Source organism: Pectobacterium sp. F1-1, from assembly GCF_025643735.1.
In the GTDB taxonomy this organism is placed as follows: domain Bacteria; phylum Pseudomonadota; class Gammaproteobacteria; order Enterobacterales; family Enterobacteriaceae; genus Pectobacterium; species Pectobacterium colocasium.
Window position 1 is genome coordinate 1,276,996 of sequence record NZ_CP104733.1, and the last position, 17,443, is coordinate 1,294,438.

Annotated in this window: 14 protein-coding genes; 8 read left to right on the forward strand and 6 right to left on the reverse strand. The window is 55.0% G+C overall.

The genetic code is table 11. The features are described from left to right. Positions 1-3: 3 nt before the first annotated feature. Together rcsD and NAL19_RS05515 are read right to left on the reverse strand one after the other, a co-directional pair. Positions 4-2,691 (reverse strand): phosphotransferase RcsD, encoded by a 2,688-nt coding sequence (gene rcsD / locus NAL19_RS05510; RefSeq protein ID WP_263059010.1) that lies wholly within the window; start codon positions 2,689-2,691, stop codon positions 4-6. 16 nt (positions 2,692-2,707) lie between these two features. Further along, entirely contained in the window at positions 2,708-3,877 is a 1,170-nt protein-coding gene (locus NAL19_RS05515; RefSeq protein ID WP_225087262.1) for an MFS transporter, read from the reverse strand. Between the two features lie 361 nt (positions 3,878-4,238). Between NAL19_RS05515 and menF the strand changes: the two genes are divergently transcribed. The 6 genes from menF (at position 4,239) to menE (ending at position 11,531) form a co-directional block, all read left to right on the forward strand. Next, positions 4,239-5,561, forward strand: coding sequence for an isochorismate synthase MenF (menF, locus tag NAL19_RS05520; RefSeq protein WP_263059011.1), 1,323 nt, complete (start codon positions 4,239-4,241; stop codon positions 5,559-5,561). Positions 5,562-5,781: 220 nt separating this feature from the next. Further along, complete coding sequence (menD, locus tag NAL19_RS05525; RefSeq protein WP_263059013.1) at positions 5,782-7,464, forward strand: 2-succinyl-5-enolpyruvyl-6-hydroxy-3-cyclohexene-1-carboxylic-acid synthase; 1,683 nt, start codon at positions 5,782-5,784, stop codon at positions 7,462-7,464. A 71-nt stretch (positions 7,465-7,535) separates the two neighbouring features. Continuing rightward, positions 7,536-8,297, forward strand: a complete 762-nt coding sequence (gene menH, locus NAL19_RS05530) for a 2-succinyl-6-hydroxy-2,4-cyclohexadiene-1-carboxylate synthase (protein ID WP_263059667.1) — start codon at positions 7,536-7,538, stop codon at positions 8,295-8,297. Between the two features lie 5 nt (positions 8,298-8,302). Further along, complete coding sequence (gene menB / locus NAL19_RS05535; RefSeq protein WP_263059015.1) at positions 8,303-9,160, forward strand: 1,4-dihydroxy-2-naphthoyl-CoA synthase; 858 nt, start codon at positions 8,303-8,305, stop codon at positions 9,158-9,160. Then, entirely contained in the window at positions 9,160-10,131 is a 972-nt protein-coding gene (gene menC / locus NAL19_RS05540) for an o-succinylbenzoate synthase (RefSeq protein ID WP_263059016.1), read from the forward strand. Before menB ends, menC begins: the two co-directional genes overlap by 1 nt. Next, positions 10,119-11,531, forward strand: a complete 1,413-nt coding sequence (gene menE / locus NAL19_RS05545; protein WP_263059018.1) for an o-succinylbenzoate--CoA ligase — start codon at positions 10,119-10,121, stop codon at positions 11,529-11,531. The genes menC and menE overlap by 13 nt, the downstream gene beginning before the upstream one ends. 17 nt (positions 11,532-11,548) lie before the next feature. Here menE and NAL19_RS05550 read toward each other — a convergent pair whose 3' ends face one another. Further along, positions 11,549-11,770: a catalase gene (locus NAL19_RS05550; protein WP_263059019.1), complete on the reverse strand. Its 222-nt coding sequence runs from the start codon at positions 11,768-11,770 to the stop codon at positions 11,549-11,551. A gap of 249 nt (positions 11,771-12,019) precedes the next feature. Here NAL19_RS05550 and NAL19_RS05555 point away from each other — a divergent pair, with 249 nt between their 5' ends. After that, entirely contained in the window at positions 12,020-12,559 is a 540-nt protein-coding gene (locus NAL19_RS05555; protein WP_225087269.1) for a YfaZ family outer membrane protein, read from the forward strand. A 79-nt stretch (positions 12,560-12,638) separates the two neighbouring features. Here NAL19_RS05555 and tyrP read toward each other — a convergent pair whose 3' ends face one another. Next, a complete protein-coding gene (gene tyrP, locus NAL19_RS05560) occupies positions 12,639-13,847 on the reverse strand; it encodes a tyrosine transporter TyrP (RefSeq protein ID WP_263059021.1) in 1,209 nt (402 codons plus the stop codon). Positions 13,848-14,067: 220 nt separating this feature from the next. On the opposite strand from tyrP, the gene NAL19_RS05565 reads away from it, so the two are divergent. Next, the gene (locus tag NAL19_RS05565) at positions 14,068-15,261 is read left to right on the forward strand and encodes a nicotinamide mononucleotide deamidase-related protein YfaY (RefSeq protein ID WP_263059023.1); all 1,194 of its coding nucleotides are present in this window, start codon (positions 14,068-14,070) and stop codon (positions 15,259-15,261) included. 440 nt (positions 15,262-15,701) lie between these two features. Here the strand turns inward: NAL19_RS05565 and NAL19_RS05570 are convergent, their stop codons facing one another. After that, positions 15,702-16,562, reverse strand: coding sequence for a co-chaperone YbbN (locus tag NAL19_RS05570; protein ID WP_225087272.1), 861 nt, complete (start codon positions 16,560-16,562; stop codon positions 15,702-15,704). 110 nt (positions 16,563-16,672) lie between these two features. Further along, the gene (locus NAL19_RS05575; protein WP_263059025.1) at positions 16,673-17,443 is read right to left on the reverse strand and encodes an SDR family oxidoreductase; all 771 of its coding nucleotides are present in this window, start codon (positions 17,441-17,443) and stop codon (positions 16,673-16,675) included.

Here is a 17,443-nt window from a genome sequence, read left to right on the forward strand (position 1 = left end):
TGGTTACTCATCTTGTTGGCTACCTTGCTGCCCTTTAGGTTCTATTGGGGATAGTAATGCACTGACAAACCTCTCAATTTCATGAAGGTTAGCCTCGATCTCTTCACTATCATGCGCGGTAATATGCTGTTCAAGCTGTTCACACAACTGTTTGCCAGGATGCAGATTCAGCATTGCAAACACGCCTTTCAGCCGGTGTGCCGTCTGCGAAAGTGACGGGAAATCGCCTGCTTCCGCTTCAGTATACAGCCTCTTTAAATCATCCGGTACTGTCTCCACGAACAGCGAATAATAGTCGCTTGATGCCAATTGCGCGGCGTAAAAGTCGACATCGTCCTGTTCCCCTTCCTGTAGCGCATCGGGGGAATGTTCCAGTTGTAGCTCAATCAGCTTAAGCAACGCCTCCAGCAGGAGGTGGCTGATATTATAATTCACCCGCAAACGGCGCGGGCCCAAAGGCGTTAAGGTGTCATCGTCGTGACTCAATAGCAGCGTATAATCTGCCTTATTATCCGGGTCATCCGTAATACAGATATCGACTTCCTGATTAATCTGGCGTTCATCGCTGACCAGATAATTCGCTCCCCAACCCGTCAGCATATTGCCGACAATATGCTGTACTTCATCAGACGTCACATCCAGCAGAATGGTAATACCATCCAGCAGTTTTTCTTCCTCAACGGAAAGCGGTTCCGGCTCCAGTTTTAGCGTCAGAATATAGTGTGTACCTAGCCCGGACTTACTGTTGATGGTTAACGCACCGCCCAGTTTATTACAGAGTTGATTACACAAAAATAAGGTCAATCCTGAATTTTGTCCGAAACGATCGGAAGTGGCAGGGTGCAGGAAAGGGTGGCGGATATTTTCCTGCTCTTTGCCTGAAACATGGGTGCCCGTATCGCTGACCTGAATAATCAGGGTGTCCGATTCATTATTTTTTCTGTCAACCGATACCGTAATTTTGCCGTAATCCGTATTGGTCACCGAATAATTCAGCAGCAGCGCCAGCGTCTTTTTCAGCAACCCGGCATCACCCACGTAAGTTTGATTATTCTCCAGGTTGTAATGATGGAATAGGGCCAGGCCTTTTTGATTCAATCGCGGTAGTAGCTCAAGAAGCACATTGTCCATCAGCGCCAGCAGCGAAAAGCTGTCGTTGACCACGCTCCATTCCTGCGCTTCCAGCTTTTCGTGCAGGGCGATATTTTCCAGTAGCTCAATAGCGCAACGGGTATCCGCCGTGAGTTGCTCCAGTGTGGGTGTCTGTACGGTTCCCGTATCGCTGTGGCGCAGCGCATGAATATGCTGTTGTAGTGAAATCAGCGGCTGTTTGAATTCGCTGAGCAGGTTTTGAAATAAGCGTTTTCTGGCGTGAATATTCTTTTCATATTCACGCTGGGCGAGCAGCAGTTTCCGCTGCACCAGAATCTCTTTATCCTGTTCACGCAGCAGGAAGAGGCAATAGTCCGGCGAATATTGGCTACGAATTTGGCGGATTTCATACATTTCATTATTGACCGTGACCTGAATGACGCCCTGATGCTCGTCCGCCATATTGGTGATTTTTTGCAGGCTAAGGTGTGGAAGCAACTGCTCGGCACGCTCATTTTGTATGATGATTTTATTGCTGTTGAAGTCATAAACCAGCACGCCCATCGGGATTCTGCTCGTGGTTTCACGGTAAATATCCAGTTTCTTTTCCAACTGATGGGATACATCCTCTATGGGATGCGCATACTTCCTACGGAAAAGATAAAAACCCGCGAGGGACAAACTCAGCAGAACCAGATTCAGCAGCAGAAGCCAGACGTTATTACGCAATGAATCAATAATCAGGGCTTTTACAGGAACCTGAAAAACGATTTTCAGCGGCGCATTAACGAGCGTGGCGGAGATTTCAATATTGGATCCGTGAAGCTGCACATCGGCCGAGCCTTCGCTATTATTGCTGCTGTCCATCGTGCTGGCTGCTGGCGTATCCGGCTTCAGCATAAGGTGCTCACGCGGGATGGTGTCCGGAATTAAATCGTTAATCGGCAGATCGAAGGCCAGAATGGTTGCCAGATGCCCCGGCTGATTGAATGTGGTGCGCAGCGTAAAATAGTAGTCGTTATAGAAGCGTAATTTACGCAGCGGGGAAAAACTTTCACGCTCGTCTAACACATTCGCCTGTTGCAGCATTTCCGTCCGGCGCGCCTCGGCGATGACCGTAATATAATTGCCACGGAACTGCGAAGAGATATCTTTCAGCGTCTGCGTGGAAATCATCGTCAGGCTGTTGTCGATACCGTTCAGGTAATACATGGAATAGACACTGTTCTCCGCTCCCCAGAGAATATCAAGATAACGGGATATCCGACGAACCGACGTCAGCGTTCCTTTATCGTGCTGCCCGAAAATCAGTGCGTCCGTTTTCTGACCGTTTTTTTCTACGTAGAACACATTCGGCATTAAATTAATGGCGGTAATGCTGGGGTCGTTAGCGGCGGGTTCGCTGTTCAGACTTCCGTATATTTGATAGGTGAAAAAACGGTAGGTATCGACGCGTTTTTGTATGCCCTGCGCAATGGTCGTCAGCGAATGTTTTTTGCCCGCCAGCAAATCGTTGATGTAGCTATAGCCGAACGTTCCGGTAATAAGGAGCGATAGCACCGTAAGGAGAGAAAAATAACGCAGGATTATGGCTGGCATCAATTAACGCTCCTGATTAGCGGATGACGGCACGCGCACTGGCGCTAACGGCCAGCAACAGCAGTGCGACAAACCCGAATGCGGTAGCCAAATTGCTGAACTGTGCAATAAAGCCGAGAATGGTCGGGCCGATCAGAATACCGGCATAGCCCACGGTGGTGATCGACGCGATGGCCAGATTGGGCGGCATGATCTTTTGGTTTCCCGCCGCGCTGAAAAGAATCGGCACCACATTTGATGCGCCGATACCGACCATGACGAAGCCAAGAATCGCGGTGATCGCATTATCAATACTGATCGTTAACACCAGACCAAGTGCGGCACAGAGGCTGCCGCCGGTAAGAATCGCGTAGCGCCCGAGCGCATTAACGATGCGATCGCCGTTCAGCCTACCCAGCGTCATCGCGACGGAAAACGCGGCATAGCCCATGCCCGCCTGCGCGCCGGTCAGGTTGCGTTCAACCGTTAAGAAGAGGGCGCTCCAATCCAGTATGGAACCTTCGGCCAGGAACATGATGAAGCACAGTGAACCAATAAACATGACCCAGCCGCGCGGAATGACAAACAGCGGGCCACCGTCATCCTGATTCGTGGTGCGCAGCAGGTGCTTGTGCGCCGTTGCCATAAAGATCAGGATCAACGCAACCATCGTCAGGATTGCCATCAGCGGGGACAGGCCAAGCCACAGCAGGGCGCTGACGCCACCTGCGCCGACAATCCCCCCCACACTAAAGAAGCCATGAAAACCGGACATCATCGCCCGCCCGCTGGCACGTTCTACGATGACGGCCTGAATATTCATTGCGACATCGATCATGCCCATAGAGGCACCGAAAAAGAGCAGCGTTATCGCCATCAGGGGTAATGTGCCTGCCTGCGTCAATGCGGGCAATACCAGACAAAGCAGCGCGCTTCCCAGCAAAATCACGCTGCGGCACCCTAACTTGCTGGTGAGAAAACCGGTGAGTGGCATAGCCAGCAACGACCCAATACCGAGAGAAAGTAGCAACATCCCCAGAGAGGCATCACTGATAGCCAGCCGCGTTTTGACAAAAGGAACCAGCGGCGCCCAGGAGGCCATGGCGAAACCCGCAACAAAGAAAACGATGCGCGTCGCTGCCTGTGCCTTTTTGCCTGGCAGAGGCTGATTAATGCATAACGGGTTGGAATTCAGTGTTGTACTCATCCTGACGAGACTATCCGGTCAACGTAACAAGGGCCTATTTTTACCATAACTCATGCCCTGAATGGAAAGAATCCTGATACGCCGTTCGAGAGGGAGGGAGAGCGCGTTTCCCGAGGTTATATCGCGCGCAAAAAAATGCCGATTAGATAATCGGCAAAAGAAGAGATCAATTAAAGCAATAATGATGATGAGGTGAAATTTTAAAGCGATGCGCACGCGCCGTTTTGCCGTTTGATGCGATTTTGCGTTGTCTTCCCCCTCGTGGTTGTAACGGGGACTTTGGGCTCTTGCGTAAGCTCTCACCCACGGCGTGTTTTTTCCCGTATAATCCCCTACTTTGTGTTAGGTCTCTGGGGTAACGGTGAAACAACTTTCCGACTTGCTGCGGCATTTGCAGCAGGATTTGCGCGAGCCACAGCCTGAATGCGCTGGTTTCAGACAAATAACGCGTTCATTAACTCTCAGCGATGCGTCTGAGCTATTGCCGTGGCTGGCGACTCAGCCGGTGTACCCACAGTTCTATTGGCAGCATCGCCAGGATCGTGAAGAAGCCGCCGTGTGCGGCAATGTGTGCGGGTTTCATCATATTCAGGATGCCGAGGCATTTCTCGCCGAGCAGCAGTGCGGCCCCAACGTGCGAATCTGGGGACTGAATGCGTTTAACCAGATAAAAGAAAGCGACACTTCGTCTCCTGGCTACCTGTTTTTGCCCCGTGCAGAGCTGCTGCGTCAGGATGATACGCTCAGCCTGAGTATTAATCTGTTCAGCGATACCTCATTGCAGCAGGATGCCGCCGAAGCCTCGGCGTTTATTAATCTGCTTCTGCCGCCTGCGTCGCTGCCTGCTTTGCATGCGGAGGTTCAGTCCGTCGGGCATCAGCCAGAGCGCCAGGGATGGATTGATTTGCTCCAGCGGGCGCTGCATGACATCAACGCGGGACTGATGGAAAAGGTCGTTCTGGCACGGGCGACTACGCTAACGCTGACGCAGTCGCTACAGGCCACCACCTTTATGGCCGCCAGCCGGGCGGCAAATCACCACTGTTTCCATTTCATGCTGGCGCACGACGCGCGTCATGCGTTTCTCGGTTCCAGCCCGGAACGGCTTTATCGTCGTCGGGGGAGTGAGCTAGAAACGGAAGCGCTGGCGGGGACGGTGGCAAGCGATCGCGACGCACACAAAGCCGCTGAACTGGCTGACTGGCTGATGAATGACACCAAAAATCAGTGCGAGAACATGCTGGTGGTGGATGATATTTGCCAGCGGCTCCAGCAGTCCGCGCTGTCGCTGGATGTGATGCCGCCGGAAATTGTGCGCCTGCGTAAAGTACAGCATCTGCGCCGCACCATTCATGCCACATTACGAACGGCGTCTGATAGCGCGTGCCTGAAGGCATTACAGCCCACGGCGGCGGTTGCGGGTTTGCCGCGGCAAGAGGCGTGGCGCTTTATTGCCGAACATGAACCGTTTGAACGCGGCTGGTACGCAGGGTCGGCGGGTTACTTTTCTCGTCAGCAGTCTGAATTCAGCGTGGCGTTACGTTCAGCCGAAGTGCGGGATCATATTTTAACGCTCTATGCCGGTGCCGGAATTGTGGCCGCTTCTGATCCAGAACAAGAATGGCAGGAGTTGGAAAACAAAGCGGCAGGGCTGAGATCCCTGTTAGACGGTGATATGTCATAGTTTTGTTTTATGGTTGTTGTGCCTGGTACTGGTTTATATCAAAGTCAGCGTGGTAAAAAAAAATATAATAGGGTCGATCTTGATGTTTGCTAAAGGGCAACCAGGCCGCCAACAGTTGATCATTCGTCTTTTGCCTGTATCCATCATTTTCTGTGAGCGGTTCAGCCAGTACACAGGAAGATGGCGGGAATAACCTGCAACCTGAGTTGTTGAGTACATCATGTCAACAAGTGTATTTAATCGCCGCTGGGCTACATTACTGCTGGAATCGCTGACCCGCCACGGCGTCCGGCATGTCTGTATCGCGCCCGGTTCTCGCTCCACCCCGCTGACATTGTCTGCGGCGGACAACCACGCGCTGATTTGCCACACGCATTTTGACGAACGCGGGCTCGGGCATCTGGCGCTTGGGCTAGCAAAAGCCTCACGTGAACCGGTTGCGATTATCGTGACGTCAGGCACCGCTGCCGCGAACCTTTATCCTGCCATCATTGAAGCCGGGCTGACCGGTGAGCGGCTGGTCGTTCTGACCGCCGACCGTCCGCCGGAGCTGATCGACTGCGGCGCGAATCAGGCGATTCGTCAACATGCGCTGTATGCTTCACACCCCACATTGGCGCTGGATTTACCGCGCCCCACGCCCGACATCCCAGCTAGCTGGCTGGTTTCTTCTGTCGATAGCGCCATGGCGCGACTGATGCACGGCGCGCTGCACATTAACTGCCCGTTTGCTGAACCGCTGTACGGTGCCGATGACGGCACGGCGTATCAGGATTGGCTGATGACGCTGGGCGACTGGTGGAATAGCCGTGAACCCTGGCTGCGTGAAATGCGTCAGAGTGCGCTGGTGGTGCAGCCGGACTGGCCGCAGTGGCGACAGAAGCGCGGCGTTGTGCTCGCCGGTCGCGTGAGTCCCGAACAGGGGGCGCGTCTCGCCGCGTGGGCAAATGAACTGGGTTGGCCGCTTATTGGTGATGTTCTGTCGCAAAGTGGGCAGCCGTTGCCCTGTGCGGATATCTGGCTGGCGCATCCCGACGCAGCGGATCGCTTACGGCAGGCGGAGATTGTCTTGCAGTTCGGCGGTAGCCTGACCGGTAAGCGCCTGTTGCAATGGCAGGAACAGTGCCAGCCGCAAGAATTCTGGTTAATTGACGATCTGCCGGGACGGCTGGATCCGGCTCATCATCGCGGGCGTCGTCTGGTGGCGGACGTGGGCGAGTGGCTGTCAGCGCACCCGGCGCACAAGCAGGCACCGTGGGCGGATATGTTGGTGGATATTGCCGACAGAACGCAGCGGCAGATCGACATGCATCTGGCTCCTCGCTTTGGTGAGGCACAGTTGGCGCAGCGTATACCCGCACTGTTGCCGCCAGATGGACAGCTGTTTGTCGGCAACAGCCTGGTAGTGCGCTTGATCGACGCGCTGGCGCAGCTCCCGCAGGGATATCCGGTGTACGGTAATCGCGGTGCCAGCGGCATCGATGGCCTGATCTCCACGCTGGCTGGTGTACAGCGTGCCACATCAAAAGCCACGCTGGGCATCGTCGGCGATCTCTCCGCGTTATACGATTTGAATGCGCTGGCGCTGCTGCGTCAGGCTCCCGCTCCGCTGGTGCTGATTGTGGTGAACAATAACGGCGGCCAGATATTTTCCCTGCTGCCGACGCCGGTTGCGCAGCGTGAAGCGTTTTACTGCATGCCGCAAAATGTGGAGTTCGGCCATGCTGCCGCGATGTTTGACCTGAATTACGTGCGCGCCGAGAGCTGGGAACAGTTGGCGAATACGGTGACGGATTGCTGGACACAGGGTGGCGTTACGCTGTTGGAGGTTGTGGTTGAGCCGAAGGATGGCGCAGCAACGCTCAATGAACTGGTCGCGCAGGTGGCGACATGGGCGCACTAGATTCTCAGGGGATAGAGTTTCAGGGGCTAGATTCTCAGGATTCAGGTTCTCAGGGGTTAAGCTGCCGGAAGGTGACGCATGGCGCGGTGGCGCCGAGGCAGCCGTGGCTGGTATGCCTACATGGTTTATTAGGCAGCGGCGAGGACTGGTTGCCCGTCCTGCCGTTTTGCCGCGACTGGCCCGTACTGCTGGTGGATTTACCCGGACATGGTGCGTCGCGAACGATTTCCGCAACCGATTTTGCCGATGTGAGTCGCCTGCTCAGCGAGACGCTGCGGGAGCAAGGTATTACGCGTTATTGGCTGTTGGGTTATTCGCTCGGTGGGCGTATCGCGATGTATCACGCTTGTAACGGGCAGCATGACGGCATGCTGGGGCTGTTGGTCGAAGGCGGCCACCCCGGTCTGGCGACGCCGGAGCTGCGTACGGCACGTATCCACCATGATGTTCGTTGGGCGCAACGCTTTCGTCACGAACCGCTGCCCGCGGTCTTGCAGGACTGGTATCAGCAGGCAGTCTTTGCCGATGTGAATTCAGTACAGCGTGAACAGCTGATTGCGCGCCGGAGTGCGAATCACGGCGCATCCGTTGCGGCCATGCTGGAAGCCACGTCGCTGGGGCGGCAGCCTTTTTTAGTAGACCGTCTCCGACACCTGTCGATGCCTTTTATTTATTTATGCGGTGCCAGCGATATGAAATTTCAAACGCTGGCGACGCAATATGGCCTGCCGTTACTGAGCGTAGCGCAGGCAGGCCACAATGCTCATCAGGCGAATCCAGCGGCGTATGCCGAGCGGGTTCGCGCTTTTCTTTTGCATCACGTTAAGGATTGATAACTATGCTTTATCCGAGTGAAGAACTGCTTTACGCACCGATTGAATGGCGCGATTGCAGCGGCGATTTCGCTGATATCCTCTACCATAAATCCACCGATGGCATTGCCAAAATCACCATTAACCGCCCTCAGGTACGTAATGCGTTTCGTCCGCAGACGGTAAAAGAGATGATCCAGGCGCTCGACAATGCGCGCCATGACGACGGGATTGGAACGATCATTCTGACCGGTGCAGGCGATAAGGCATTCTGCTCCGGCGGCGATCAGAAAGTACGCGGCGACTACGGCGGTTATCAGGATGACAGCGGTGTGCACCACCTGAACGTGCTGGATTTCCAACGCCAGATCCGTACCTGTCCGAAGCCAGTTGTCGCGATGGTGGCGGGCTATTCCATCGGTGGCGGACACGTTCTGCACATGATGTGCGACCTGACCATTGCGGCTGAAAACGCCATCTTCGGTCAAACGGGGCCGCGTGTGGGGTCCTTCGACGGCGGCTGGGGGGCGTCTTACATGGCACGCATCGTGGGCCAGAAAAAAGCACGTGAAATCTGGTTCCTGTGCCGCCAATACGATGCGGCACAAGCGCTGGATATGGGGCTGGTGAACACGGTGGTTCCGCTGGCTGACCTGGAAAAAGAGACCGTGCGCTGGTGCCGTGAAATGCTGCAAAACAGCCCAATGGCGCTGCGCTGCCTGAAAGCGGCACTGAACGCGGACTGCGATGGTCAGGCGGGCTTGCAGGAACTGGCGGGTAACGCCACCATGCTGTTCTATATGACGGACGAAGGGCAGGAAGGCCGTAACGCGTTCAACGAAAAACGTCAGCCTGACTTCAGCAAATTCAAACGGAATCCGTAATGCGTCGGGTCACTCTCTATCGTTACAGCGTGCCGATGGAAGCGGGTGTCGTGCTGCGCAATCAGCGTCTGAAAACCCGCGATGGGCTTATCGTTCGTCTGCAAGAAGACGAACGGTTGGGCTGGGGTGAGATCGCGCCGTTACCGGAATTCAGCGTGGAAACGCTGGCTGAGGCGGAAGCCGTTACGCTTGAACAGCTGCAATCGTGGGCGACAGGGTCTGCATTTTCTGACGATCTTTTGCCGTCAGTTGCCTTTGGCTTAAGCTGTGCACAGGCAGAGCTGGATCAACACCTGCCGCAGGCGGCTGACTATCGCAAAGCGCCGTTGTGCAGCGGCGATCCTGATGAGCTGTTTGACATGCTACAGGCGATGCCGGGCGAGAAAGTGGCAAAGGTCAAAGTCGGCCTGTACGAAGCGGTGCGTGACGGCATGATCGTTAACGTGCTGCTGGAAGCGTTGCCGGATCTGAAACTCCGTCTGGATGCCAACCGTAGCTGGACGCGCGCCAAAGCGGACGGCTTTGCCCGCTATGTCGCGCCGTCATTGCGTTCGCGTATTGCCTTTCTCGAAGAGCCTTGCAAAACCCGTGAAGAATCTCGCGAATTTGCGCGGGAAACTGGTATCTGCATTGCCTGGGACGAAAGTGTGCGCGAGGCCGATTTTCGGGTGGAAGCTGAGCCGGGCGTGAGCGCGATTGTTATTAAGCCTACGTTGGTCGGCAGCCTCGCACGCTGCCAGCAGCTGGTGCAGGAAACGCAGCAGGCTGGATTAACGGCGGTGATTAGCTCCAGTATCGAATCCAGTCTGGGTTTAACCCAGTTGGCGCGTCTGGCGCATTGGCTGACGCCGGAGACGATTCCAGGGCTGGACACGTTGAATCTGATGCAAGCGCAGGTCATTCAAGCCTGGCCGGAGAGCACGCTGCCGCTGCTGGCTGCTGAGCAACTGGACGTGGTATGGCAATCCTGACTGACTGGCCGTGGCGACACTGGGCTAATCAGACGCCTCCGTCTGTCGCATTGATTGACGATGAAACCCGCTGGAGCTGGCAGGCCCTTGCCCAGCAGGTGGATCGTCTGACGCAGCATTTTACACAGCAGGGCGTTGCGGCCGACAGTACGGTTGCGCTACGTGGGAAAAATAGCGTACAGATGCTGTTTAGCTATCTGGCGCTATTGCAATGCGGTGCACGCGTGCTGCCGCTGAATCCACAGTTACCTGATGCACTAACCGAGGCACTGCTGCCTACGCTGAACGTGGCGTATGGTCTTTGTCTGAATGATAAACCGTGGCCGAATTCAATACGCACGCTTTCTTTACCATCAGATTTTTTGCCATCGGGCTATACCGAAGAAAGCCGCCGTGCCGATCGATTGTGCTGGCAGGCCGAACGGCTGGCGACGCTGACGTTGACATCCGGCTCCAGCGGAATGCCAAAAGCGGTGGTGCACACGTTCTCGGCTCATCTTTCCAGCGCGGAAGGTGTGGTTCAGATGATGGCGTTTTCCTCCCGCGACAGTTGGCTGTTGTCACTCCCGCTCTTTCACGTGTCCGGGCAGGGTATCGTCTGGCGCTGGCTTACCACGGGAGCCACGATAGTCGTTCGTGCGCATCAGCCTCTGGAGAGTGCGCTGCGCGATTGTACCCACGCTTCTCTGGTGCCGACGCAACTGTGGCGACTGCTGTCGGAGGAAACTTTCCCTACGGCACTGAAAGCCGTATTGCTCGGCGGCGCGATGATTCCGCAGACGCTCACGCAACAGGCTGAAGCCCGAGGCGTGAGCTGCTGGTGTGGCTATGGTCTGACGGAACTGGCGTCGACAGCCTGCGCGAAACGCGCCGATGGGCGTTCTGGGGTGGGGCTGCCGTTACACGGGCGGGAGATCCGACTGGTCGAGGATGAAATTCTGCTGCGTGGCAGCACGCTGGCGGCTGGCTACTGGCGCGACGGGAAACTGATCCCACTGGTCGATGAGGATGGCTGGTTCCACACGCGAGATCGCGGGCGCTTTGCCGAGGGTGAGTGGCACATTCTGGGGCGTCTGGATAATCAATTTTTTAGCGGTGGAGAAGGGATCCAGCCGGAGAATATCGAAGCCGTACTGTTGAGGCATCCCGATGTGCAACAGGCCTGTGTTGTGCCCGTTGACGATGCGGAGTTTGGTCACCGTCCTGTTGCGGTGCTGGAAGTGGCACAAACGACGACGCTTGATGCAGTACGCGATTGGCTACAGCCGCAGCTTGCCGGATTTCAGCGCCCGGTTGCGTATTATGCGCTGCCAGCCGAACTGAAAAATGGCGGGATTAAGCTGTCGCGTCAGCAGGTGAAAGGCTGGGTTAATGCAACGCACCGCGTGCCCAACAGGTAGCGCGACGTGGCCGTAAGCTAATAATCTGGTGCGTTGCTGCTGGGGTTCGTCGCCTTTTTTTGCTGACTAGTTTGCTGAATAGCCTGATGATTGGCGTTGGTTTCACGATCGAACAGCGCCAGCTTTTCCAGAAACCACATATCCTGAAACCGCATCGGCGTGTGCTTGTCGGAAGGCACCGTATGGGTATCCATCGCCGTGGCACGCTTTCCTGCGGCTAATTTTCCTTCTCTCATCATCGTTTCTTTCTGCCTGTTTTGTCGTCGTCCATGATGAGTACTATTGTTCACTTTGTCTTTTTTGAGCAAATAGGCGACGCTTATTGTTGCCATTGTCAGCAGCGCTGAATGAAAACTTTCATGATTATTAAAAGAATAAATCGCTGCTCAGGGTAATTTCATGCTGGAGTGAGGGGGCGTTTCGGGTAAAATCGGCAGCGATAACATCTTTACACGCGCGTTTAACGACGGTTTTTAAGGATATTGAAAATGAAAAAGTTTGTGATTGCCTGTGCGGGAAGCCTGTTACTTGCAACGGCCTCTGTACATGCCATTAGCCTTTCCGGGGAAGCAGGTCGCGATTATGCAGGCGCTAATGCGGGCTTCGGTATGGGCATTCCTGGGCTTGCGGGGAATGTGAGCTATGCCCACGGCGACAACAACAATGACGTCTACGGCTTCGGTCTGGGATACACCATCCCTGTCGGCCCACTCAAGCTGACTCTGGGCGGTAAAGCGCTGTACCTGAATCAGGATCATGGCAATGATGGCTATGGTGTTGCTCTGGGCGGTGGCGTGCAGTGGCCACTGAGCCGTCAGTTCTCGCTGTATGGCGAAGGTTACTATTCACCGGATGCTTTCTCCAGCCATGTCGATCACTACGTTGAAGGGAAAGCAGGCGTACGCTGGCAGGTATTTGCACCGCTGAACGTTGATGTCGGCTACCGCTACATCAATATGGCACGTGAAAGCGGGCCGGATAATAAACTGGCGGATTCAGCCTATGTCGGCGTTGGTCTGAACTTCTGATCGCTGGTTTGAAAGAAAAAAGAGCGTGAATGCTGAGTTCACGCTCTTTTTTTATGTCTTGGATTAACCAATGAGAAGGTTAACTGATTGACGGCAGCCAGCCTGCCACCATCGCCAGTTGGATCAAAATAATACCGACACCGCTGGCGAAGACCAGCGCCAGAATCGGCACGCCACCGCGCGTTGCGCGTATTTCAGGACGCTGTTTGCGTACCTGCCAGCTCAGCAAAACAGGAATAAGCAGTGCCAGCACGGCCAGCGCAATTGCCGCATAGCCCAGCGCCATCACGAACCCCTGCGGATAAAAGAGGGCAAACACCAGCGGGGGAATAAAGGTCAGCAAACCCGTTTGCGCACGCCCTGTGACGCTATTTTTGCGTTTAAACAGATCGGCTAAATAATCGAATAGCCCAAGTGCCACGCCGAGGAAAGAGGTCGCCAGTGCCAGATCGGCAAACAGATGGACGGCCAGCTCAACGTGCGGTGAAGCCACCAGCGTGCGAATAGCCTGCATCAACCCATTCAATCCCGCCTGATCGGCCAAAATCGCGTTGAACGTTGAAGAACTCAGGCTGCCTAGCATCGCCAGTTGCCAGAAAATATAGGCAATCAGCGGGATCGCGCTACCGATAAGGAATATCCGGCGCAGCTTATGGCTGTCGCCGCCCATATAGTGCACGATACTGGGGATGCTGCCATGAAAACCGAATGAAGTCAGAATGACGGGTAATGCTGAAAGCGTCAGACCCTGTTGCAGTGGTAGCGTTAAGAGATTAACGCGCTGAATATGTGGCACCATAACGACCAGCATAATGACGAGCATGAGCACTTTGCCGCTAAATAGGATGCGGTTAAACAAATCGACGGAGGATGTGCCGATACAGACAACGCCGCCGGCAACCAGCGTGAAGAGCAGAATTCCGGCGGACAGTGGAAGTGAGTAGCCACTCCATTGGCTGATGCTGGTGGCGAGCAGTTCGCCCGCGCCGCTGATATAGGCTGCCGTGAGCGCGTACATCAGAAATAGCATACTGAAACCTGTAATCCATTGTCCCCAGCGGCCGAGGTAGATTTTTGCCAGCGTGCCCAGCCCGGTGTGCGATGGCTGATGTTGATACACTTCAACCAGCAGCAGGGCGCTATAACACATCAGTGCCCATAAACCGATTAATATCATTAACGTAGTACCAAATCCGACGCCGGCGGTGGCTAACGGCATCGCCAACATTCCTGCTCCAATGGTGGTACCTGCAACGATAAAAATACTGCCAAGAGTGCGATTTTTCACCTATTCCTCTATATATAGCGTGGCTATCCAGATATTTTTGGCAGCAGGGTAGAGTATTCAGTGATTTCTGTCAAAACACCGTTACGAGGGGTGTAATTTTATATTTACACTGGGGCTGTGCTCGTTGGCTGCGTGTGCTCTCAGGCTGGCTGAAAGAAATATTGTGTTTGTTCATCCGACTTTTTAAAGTGGTTTCAGGATCGTCACGAGGAATAAAAAAATGCTTAGGGTCGAGATGTTATGTACCGGCGATGAAGTGCTGCATGGTCAGATTATTGATACCAATGCGGCCTGGTTGGCGGATTATTTGTTTCAACAGGGATTACCGATGACCAGCCGGATGACGGTGGGGGACGATCTCGATGCGCTGGTGACGGCGATAACGCAGCGTAGCCAGATCGCCGATATCCTGATTGTTAACGGCGGGCTGGGGCCGACCAGCGACGATCTCAGCGCGTTGGCGGCGGCCACCGCAGCAGGCGAAAGGCTAGTTGAACATGCGGAATGGCTGGCGCGTATGGAGGCCTTTTTTGCCGAACGTGGCAGAGTGATGGCACCCAGCAACCGCAAACAGGCGCAAATCCCCGCCAGTGCGGAAATGGTGGATAACCCGGTGGGCACCGCCTGTGGTTTCGCGCTGAAACTGAATAAATGCCTGATGTTTTTTACGCCGGGCGTGCCATCTGAATTTAAGGTCATGGTCGATCAGCAGATTATGCCGCGCTTGCGCGAACGTTTTACTGTCGCAGATGCGCCGCTGTGCCTGCGTTTGACCACCTTTGGCCGTTCTGAAAGCGATCTGGCAAGTCAGCTGGATGGCATGGCGTTACCGCCGGGCGTGGTGCTGGGTTACCGCTCTTCTATGCCGATTATTGAGCTGAAGCTGACCGGCCCAACTGCACAACAGGAAAAGATGGTGCAGCTGTGGGAAACGGTGCGCGCCGTGGCCGGGGAAAATACTATCTTTGAAGGAACAGAAGGGCTTCCAGCACAGATGGCACGGCGTCTGGCTGAAGGTGATATGACGCTGGCAGTGAGTGAACACTTCACGGCGGGATTGCTCAACTGGCAGCTTCAATCGGCAAATACGCCGCTGGCAGGCGGAGAACTGCTGGCCAACGTTCAAGACGTCAGCCTGTCTGGATTAGCGGACTATGCTCGCCATCTGGCGGAGCGTCAGGGCGCGTCGTTAGCATTGGTCGTGGGGAATCGGAACGATGCCGAGCTATCACTGGCGCTACATACGCCGGAAGGATCTTTCGCCCAAACGATACAGTTCAACGTACAGCGCTACAGCCTGAAAACCCATCAGGAAGTCGTTGCGATGCTGGCGATGAATATGCTACGCCGCTGGCTAAACGGCTGGTCAGTGTACGGCGGACACGGCTGGATCACGGTGTTGAAGACGTTGTAGTTAGCGTGGAGTTATTGAGGATCTTATCCTAACCTGCCTGTTGGCTGCTTCTATGCTGCTGCCGATGTGGTTTCGTGCGCGATAATACCGTCATTTCATGCTACTTCGTAGCACGCGCCCGACATGGGGCGGCTCAAGCGCCGCTCGCCCCATGACCCCAGGCTTTCGGCGTGAATTACGCCGCTAACGCGGTTCCTTCGGAGATCGTTCCCGCTTTCGAGCCACCAGTGACGCGTTCCCGACGCGGCACTGGCTTTCGCGGCGTCCATGCCGCTCACTCGGCGGTAACGCTCACCTCAGCGCAATTTTTACGCCGAGTAAACCTGCCCGAAACCATCACATCAATCTAGCATAAGACAATAAGTCTATAAGACGATGGCTAATGATTGCCTGTAAATAAAAAGGCCAGAATCAACGTTCTGGCCTTTTTTACAAGAGAATCAATATAATAACGAATAGAGCTGGCGGCGGTAGCGGGCGGCGAGGGCGTCGCTGGTGCCGAGGGCGGCCATGATGTCCATCAGCGTTTTGCGCGCGTTACCGTTAGCAACGGTCAGATCTTTCTTCAGGAATCCCATCAGCAGCTCAAGTGCTTCTTCATTACGACCGACCTGATGCAGTTGCAGCGCCAGCTGTACCGCCAGTTCCGCATTTTGTGGGTCGGCGTCCAGTTGCTGCTGTAGATGCTGAATCTCCGGCGTATCGGCTGCCTGTTTTAGCAACTCAATCTGCGCAACGAGGCTGTGATAGCGCGTGTCTTGATCTTGCAAAGGAATGGTGGCTAACACGGCTTCAGCCTCTTCACTGCGTTTAATTTGAATCTGCACTTCCGCCAGCATCAGACCGATGTCGCTACGCTGCTGGCTGAGTTGCCAGGCGTCTTTCAGTAACTGCATCGCTTCCGGCAGTTTGTCTTCCTGAATCAGCTGCTGTGCCTGTGCCACTTTTAGCTCTTCTTCTTTTGGCAGCGCGCGTTTCAGCAATTCACGAATGGCTTCTTCCGGCTGTGGCCCCTGAAAACCATCCAGCGGCTGGCCATCTTTAAACAGATAAACGGTTGGAATGGAGCGCAGGCCAAACTGAGCGGCGACGCGCTGCTCGGCATCACAGTCAACCTTCGCCAGAACGAACTGCCCGGCGTATTCCTGCGCCAGCTTGTCCAACACTGGTTCCAGTTCCAGACAGTGCTGGCTACGTGCCGACCAGAAGTAAAACAGGACTGGCAGTGTCATGGAGTGTTCCAACACCTGATGCAGGTTGGATTCGTTGACGTCAACGATAGTCGCTTGTTGTTCTAACATGAGTAGTCTCTCTTACTTCCTGAATGCGTTTGACCCTTAGATGGGGCCTGTCGGCGTCACTTGCAAGCCTCATACAGAGGCAAGTGCGCAATACCTCACCTTCTGAGGTTTTATCCTCGTACTACCTTATCCAGCAGACATCCCGGTAGCAGGCGGCGCAGCCAGGTTAAGGCGTGAGCCACCAGCGTGACGGGATAGCGTAATTTAGGCCGCGAACTTTCCAGCGCATGATGCAGCTTCGGCAATATCGCTTCCGGCGGCAGTGTGAAGCGTTTAGCGATGCCGGGGTTAGTCACCGGCTTGTCTGTCTGCGTCTGTGCGACGTTGCTGGTAAAGCGTGTACTGATCGGGCCGGGCTCGATCAGGCTGACGTGCAGGCCGCTACCGTGGAGCTCCATACGCAACGCATCTGACCAGGCTTCCAGCGCATATTTGCTGGCGGCATACGCACCGCGCCCCGGCGTGGACACCAGCCCCAGAACGGAACTGGTCTGAATGATACGGCCTTCACCGTGCGGCAACATTGCGGGTAGCAGCAACTGGGTGAGTTGATGCGTGCCGAACAGATTGCTGGAAAATTGCTGTTCAAGCTGCTGGCGCGAAATGGTATTCAGCGGGCCATACAGGCCGTATCCGGCGTTATTAAACAAACCGTACAGGCGGTTATCAGTCAGTCTGATCACCTCCGCAGTCGCTTGCTCAACGCTGGCGCTGTCATCCAGATCGAGCGTAATCGCTTCTAGACCCAGCGTGGTCAGACGCGCGACATCCTCTGCACGGCGGCAGGCGGCAATCACGCGATAGCCGCGCTTTTGCAGATCCTGAGCGGCAATCAGGCCAATACCGCTGGAGCAACCCGTAATGAAGACCGTTTTTTGCAT

Bases quoted from the DNA above. Each gene is read 5' to 3' on its own strand.
- menC (WP_263059016.1), top strand. From the start codon at position 9,160: ATGCGTCGGGTCACTCTCTATCGTTACAGCGTGCCGATGGAAGCGGGT.
- NAL19_RS05570 (WP_225087272.1), bottom strand. From the start codon at position 16,562: ATGTTAGAACAACAAGCGACTATCGTTGACGTCAACGAATCCAACCTG.
- menE (WP_263059018.1), top strand. From the start codon at position 10,119: ATGGCAATCCTGACTGACTGGCCGTGGCGACACTGGGCTAATCAGACG.
- NAL19_RS05555 (WP_225087269.1), top strand. From the start codon at position 12,020: ATGAAAAAGTTTGTGATTGCCTGTGCGGGAAGCCTGTTACTTGCAACG.
- menB (WP_263059015.1), top strand. From the start codon at position 8,303: ATGCTTTATCCGAGTGAAGAACTGCTTTACGCACCGATTGAATGGCGC.
- NAL19_RS05550 (WP_263059019.1), bottom strand. From the start codon at position 11,770: ATGATGAGAGAAGGAAAATTAGCCGCAGGAAAGCGTGCCACGGCGATG.
- NAL19_RS05565 (WP_263059023.1), top strand. From the start codon at position 14,068: ATGCTTAGGGTCGAGATGTTATGTACCGGCGATGAAGTGCTGCATGGT.
- rcsD (WP_263059010.1), bottom strand. From the start codon at position 2,691: ATGCCAGCCATAATCCTGCGTTATTTTTCTCTCCTTACGGTGCTATCG.
- NAL19_RS05575 (WP_263059025.1), bottom strand. From the start codon at position 17,443: ATGCAAAAAACGGTCTTCATTACGGGTTGCTCCAGCGGTATTGGCCTG.
- menD (WP_263059013.1), top strand. From the start codon at position 5,782: ATGTCAACAAGTGTATTTAATCGCCGCTGGGCTACATTACTGCTGGAA.
- NAL19_RS05515 (WP_225087262.1), bottom strand. From the start codon at position 3,877: ATGAGTACAACACTGAATTCCAACCCGTTATGCATTAATCAGCCTCTG.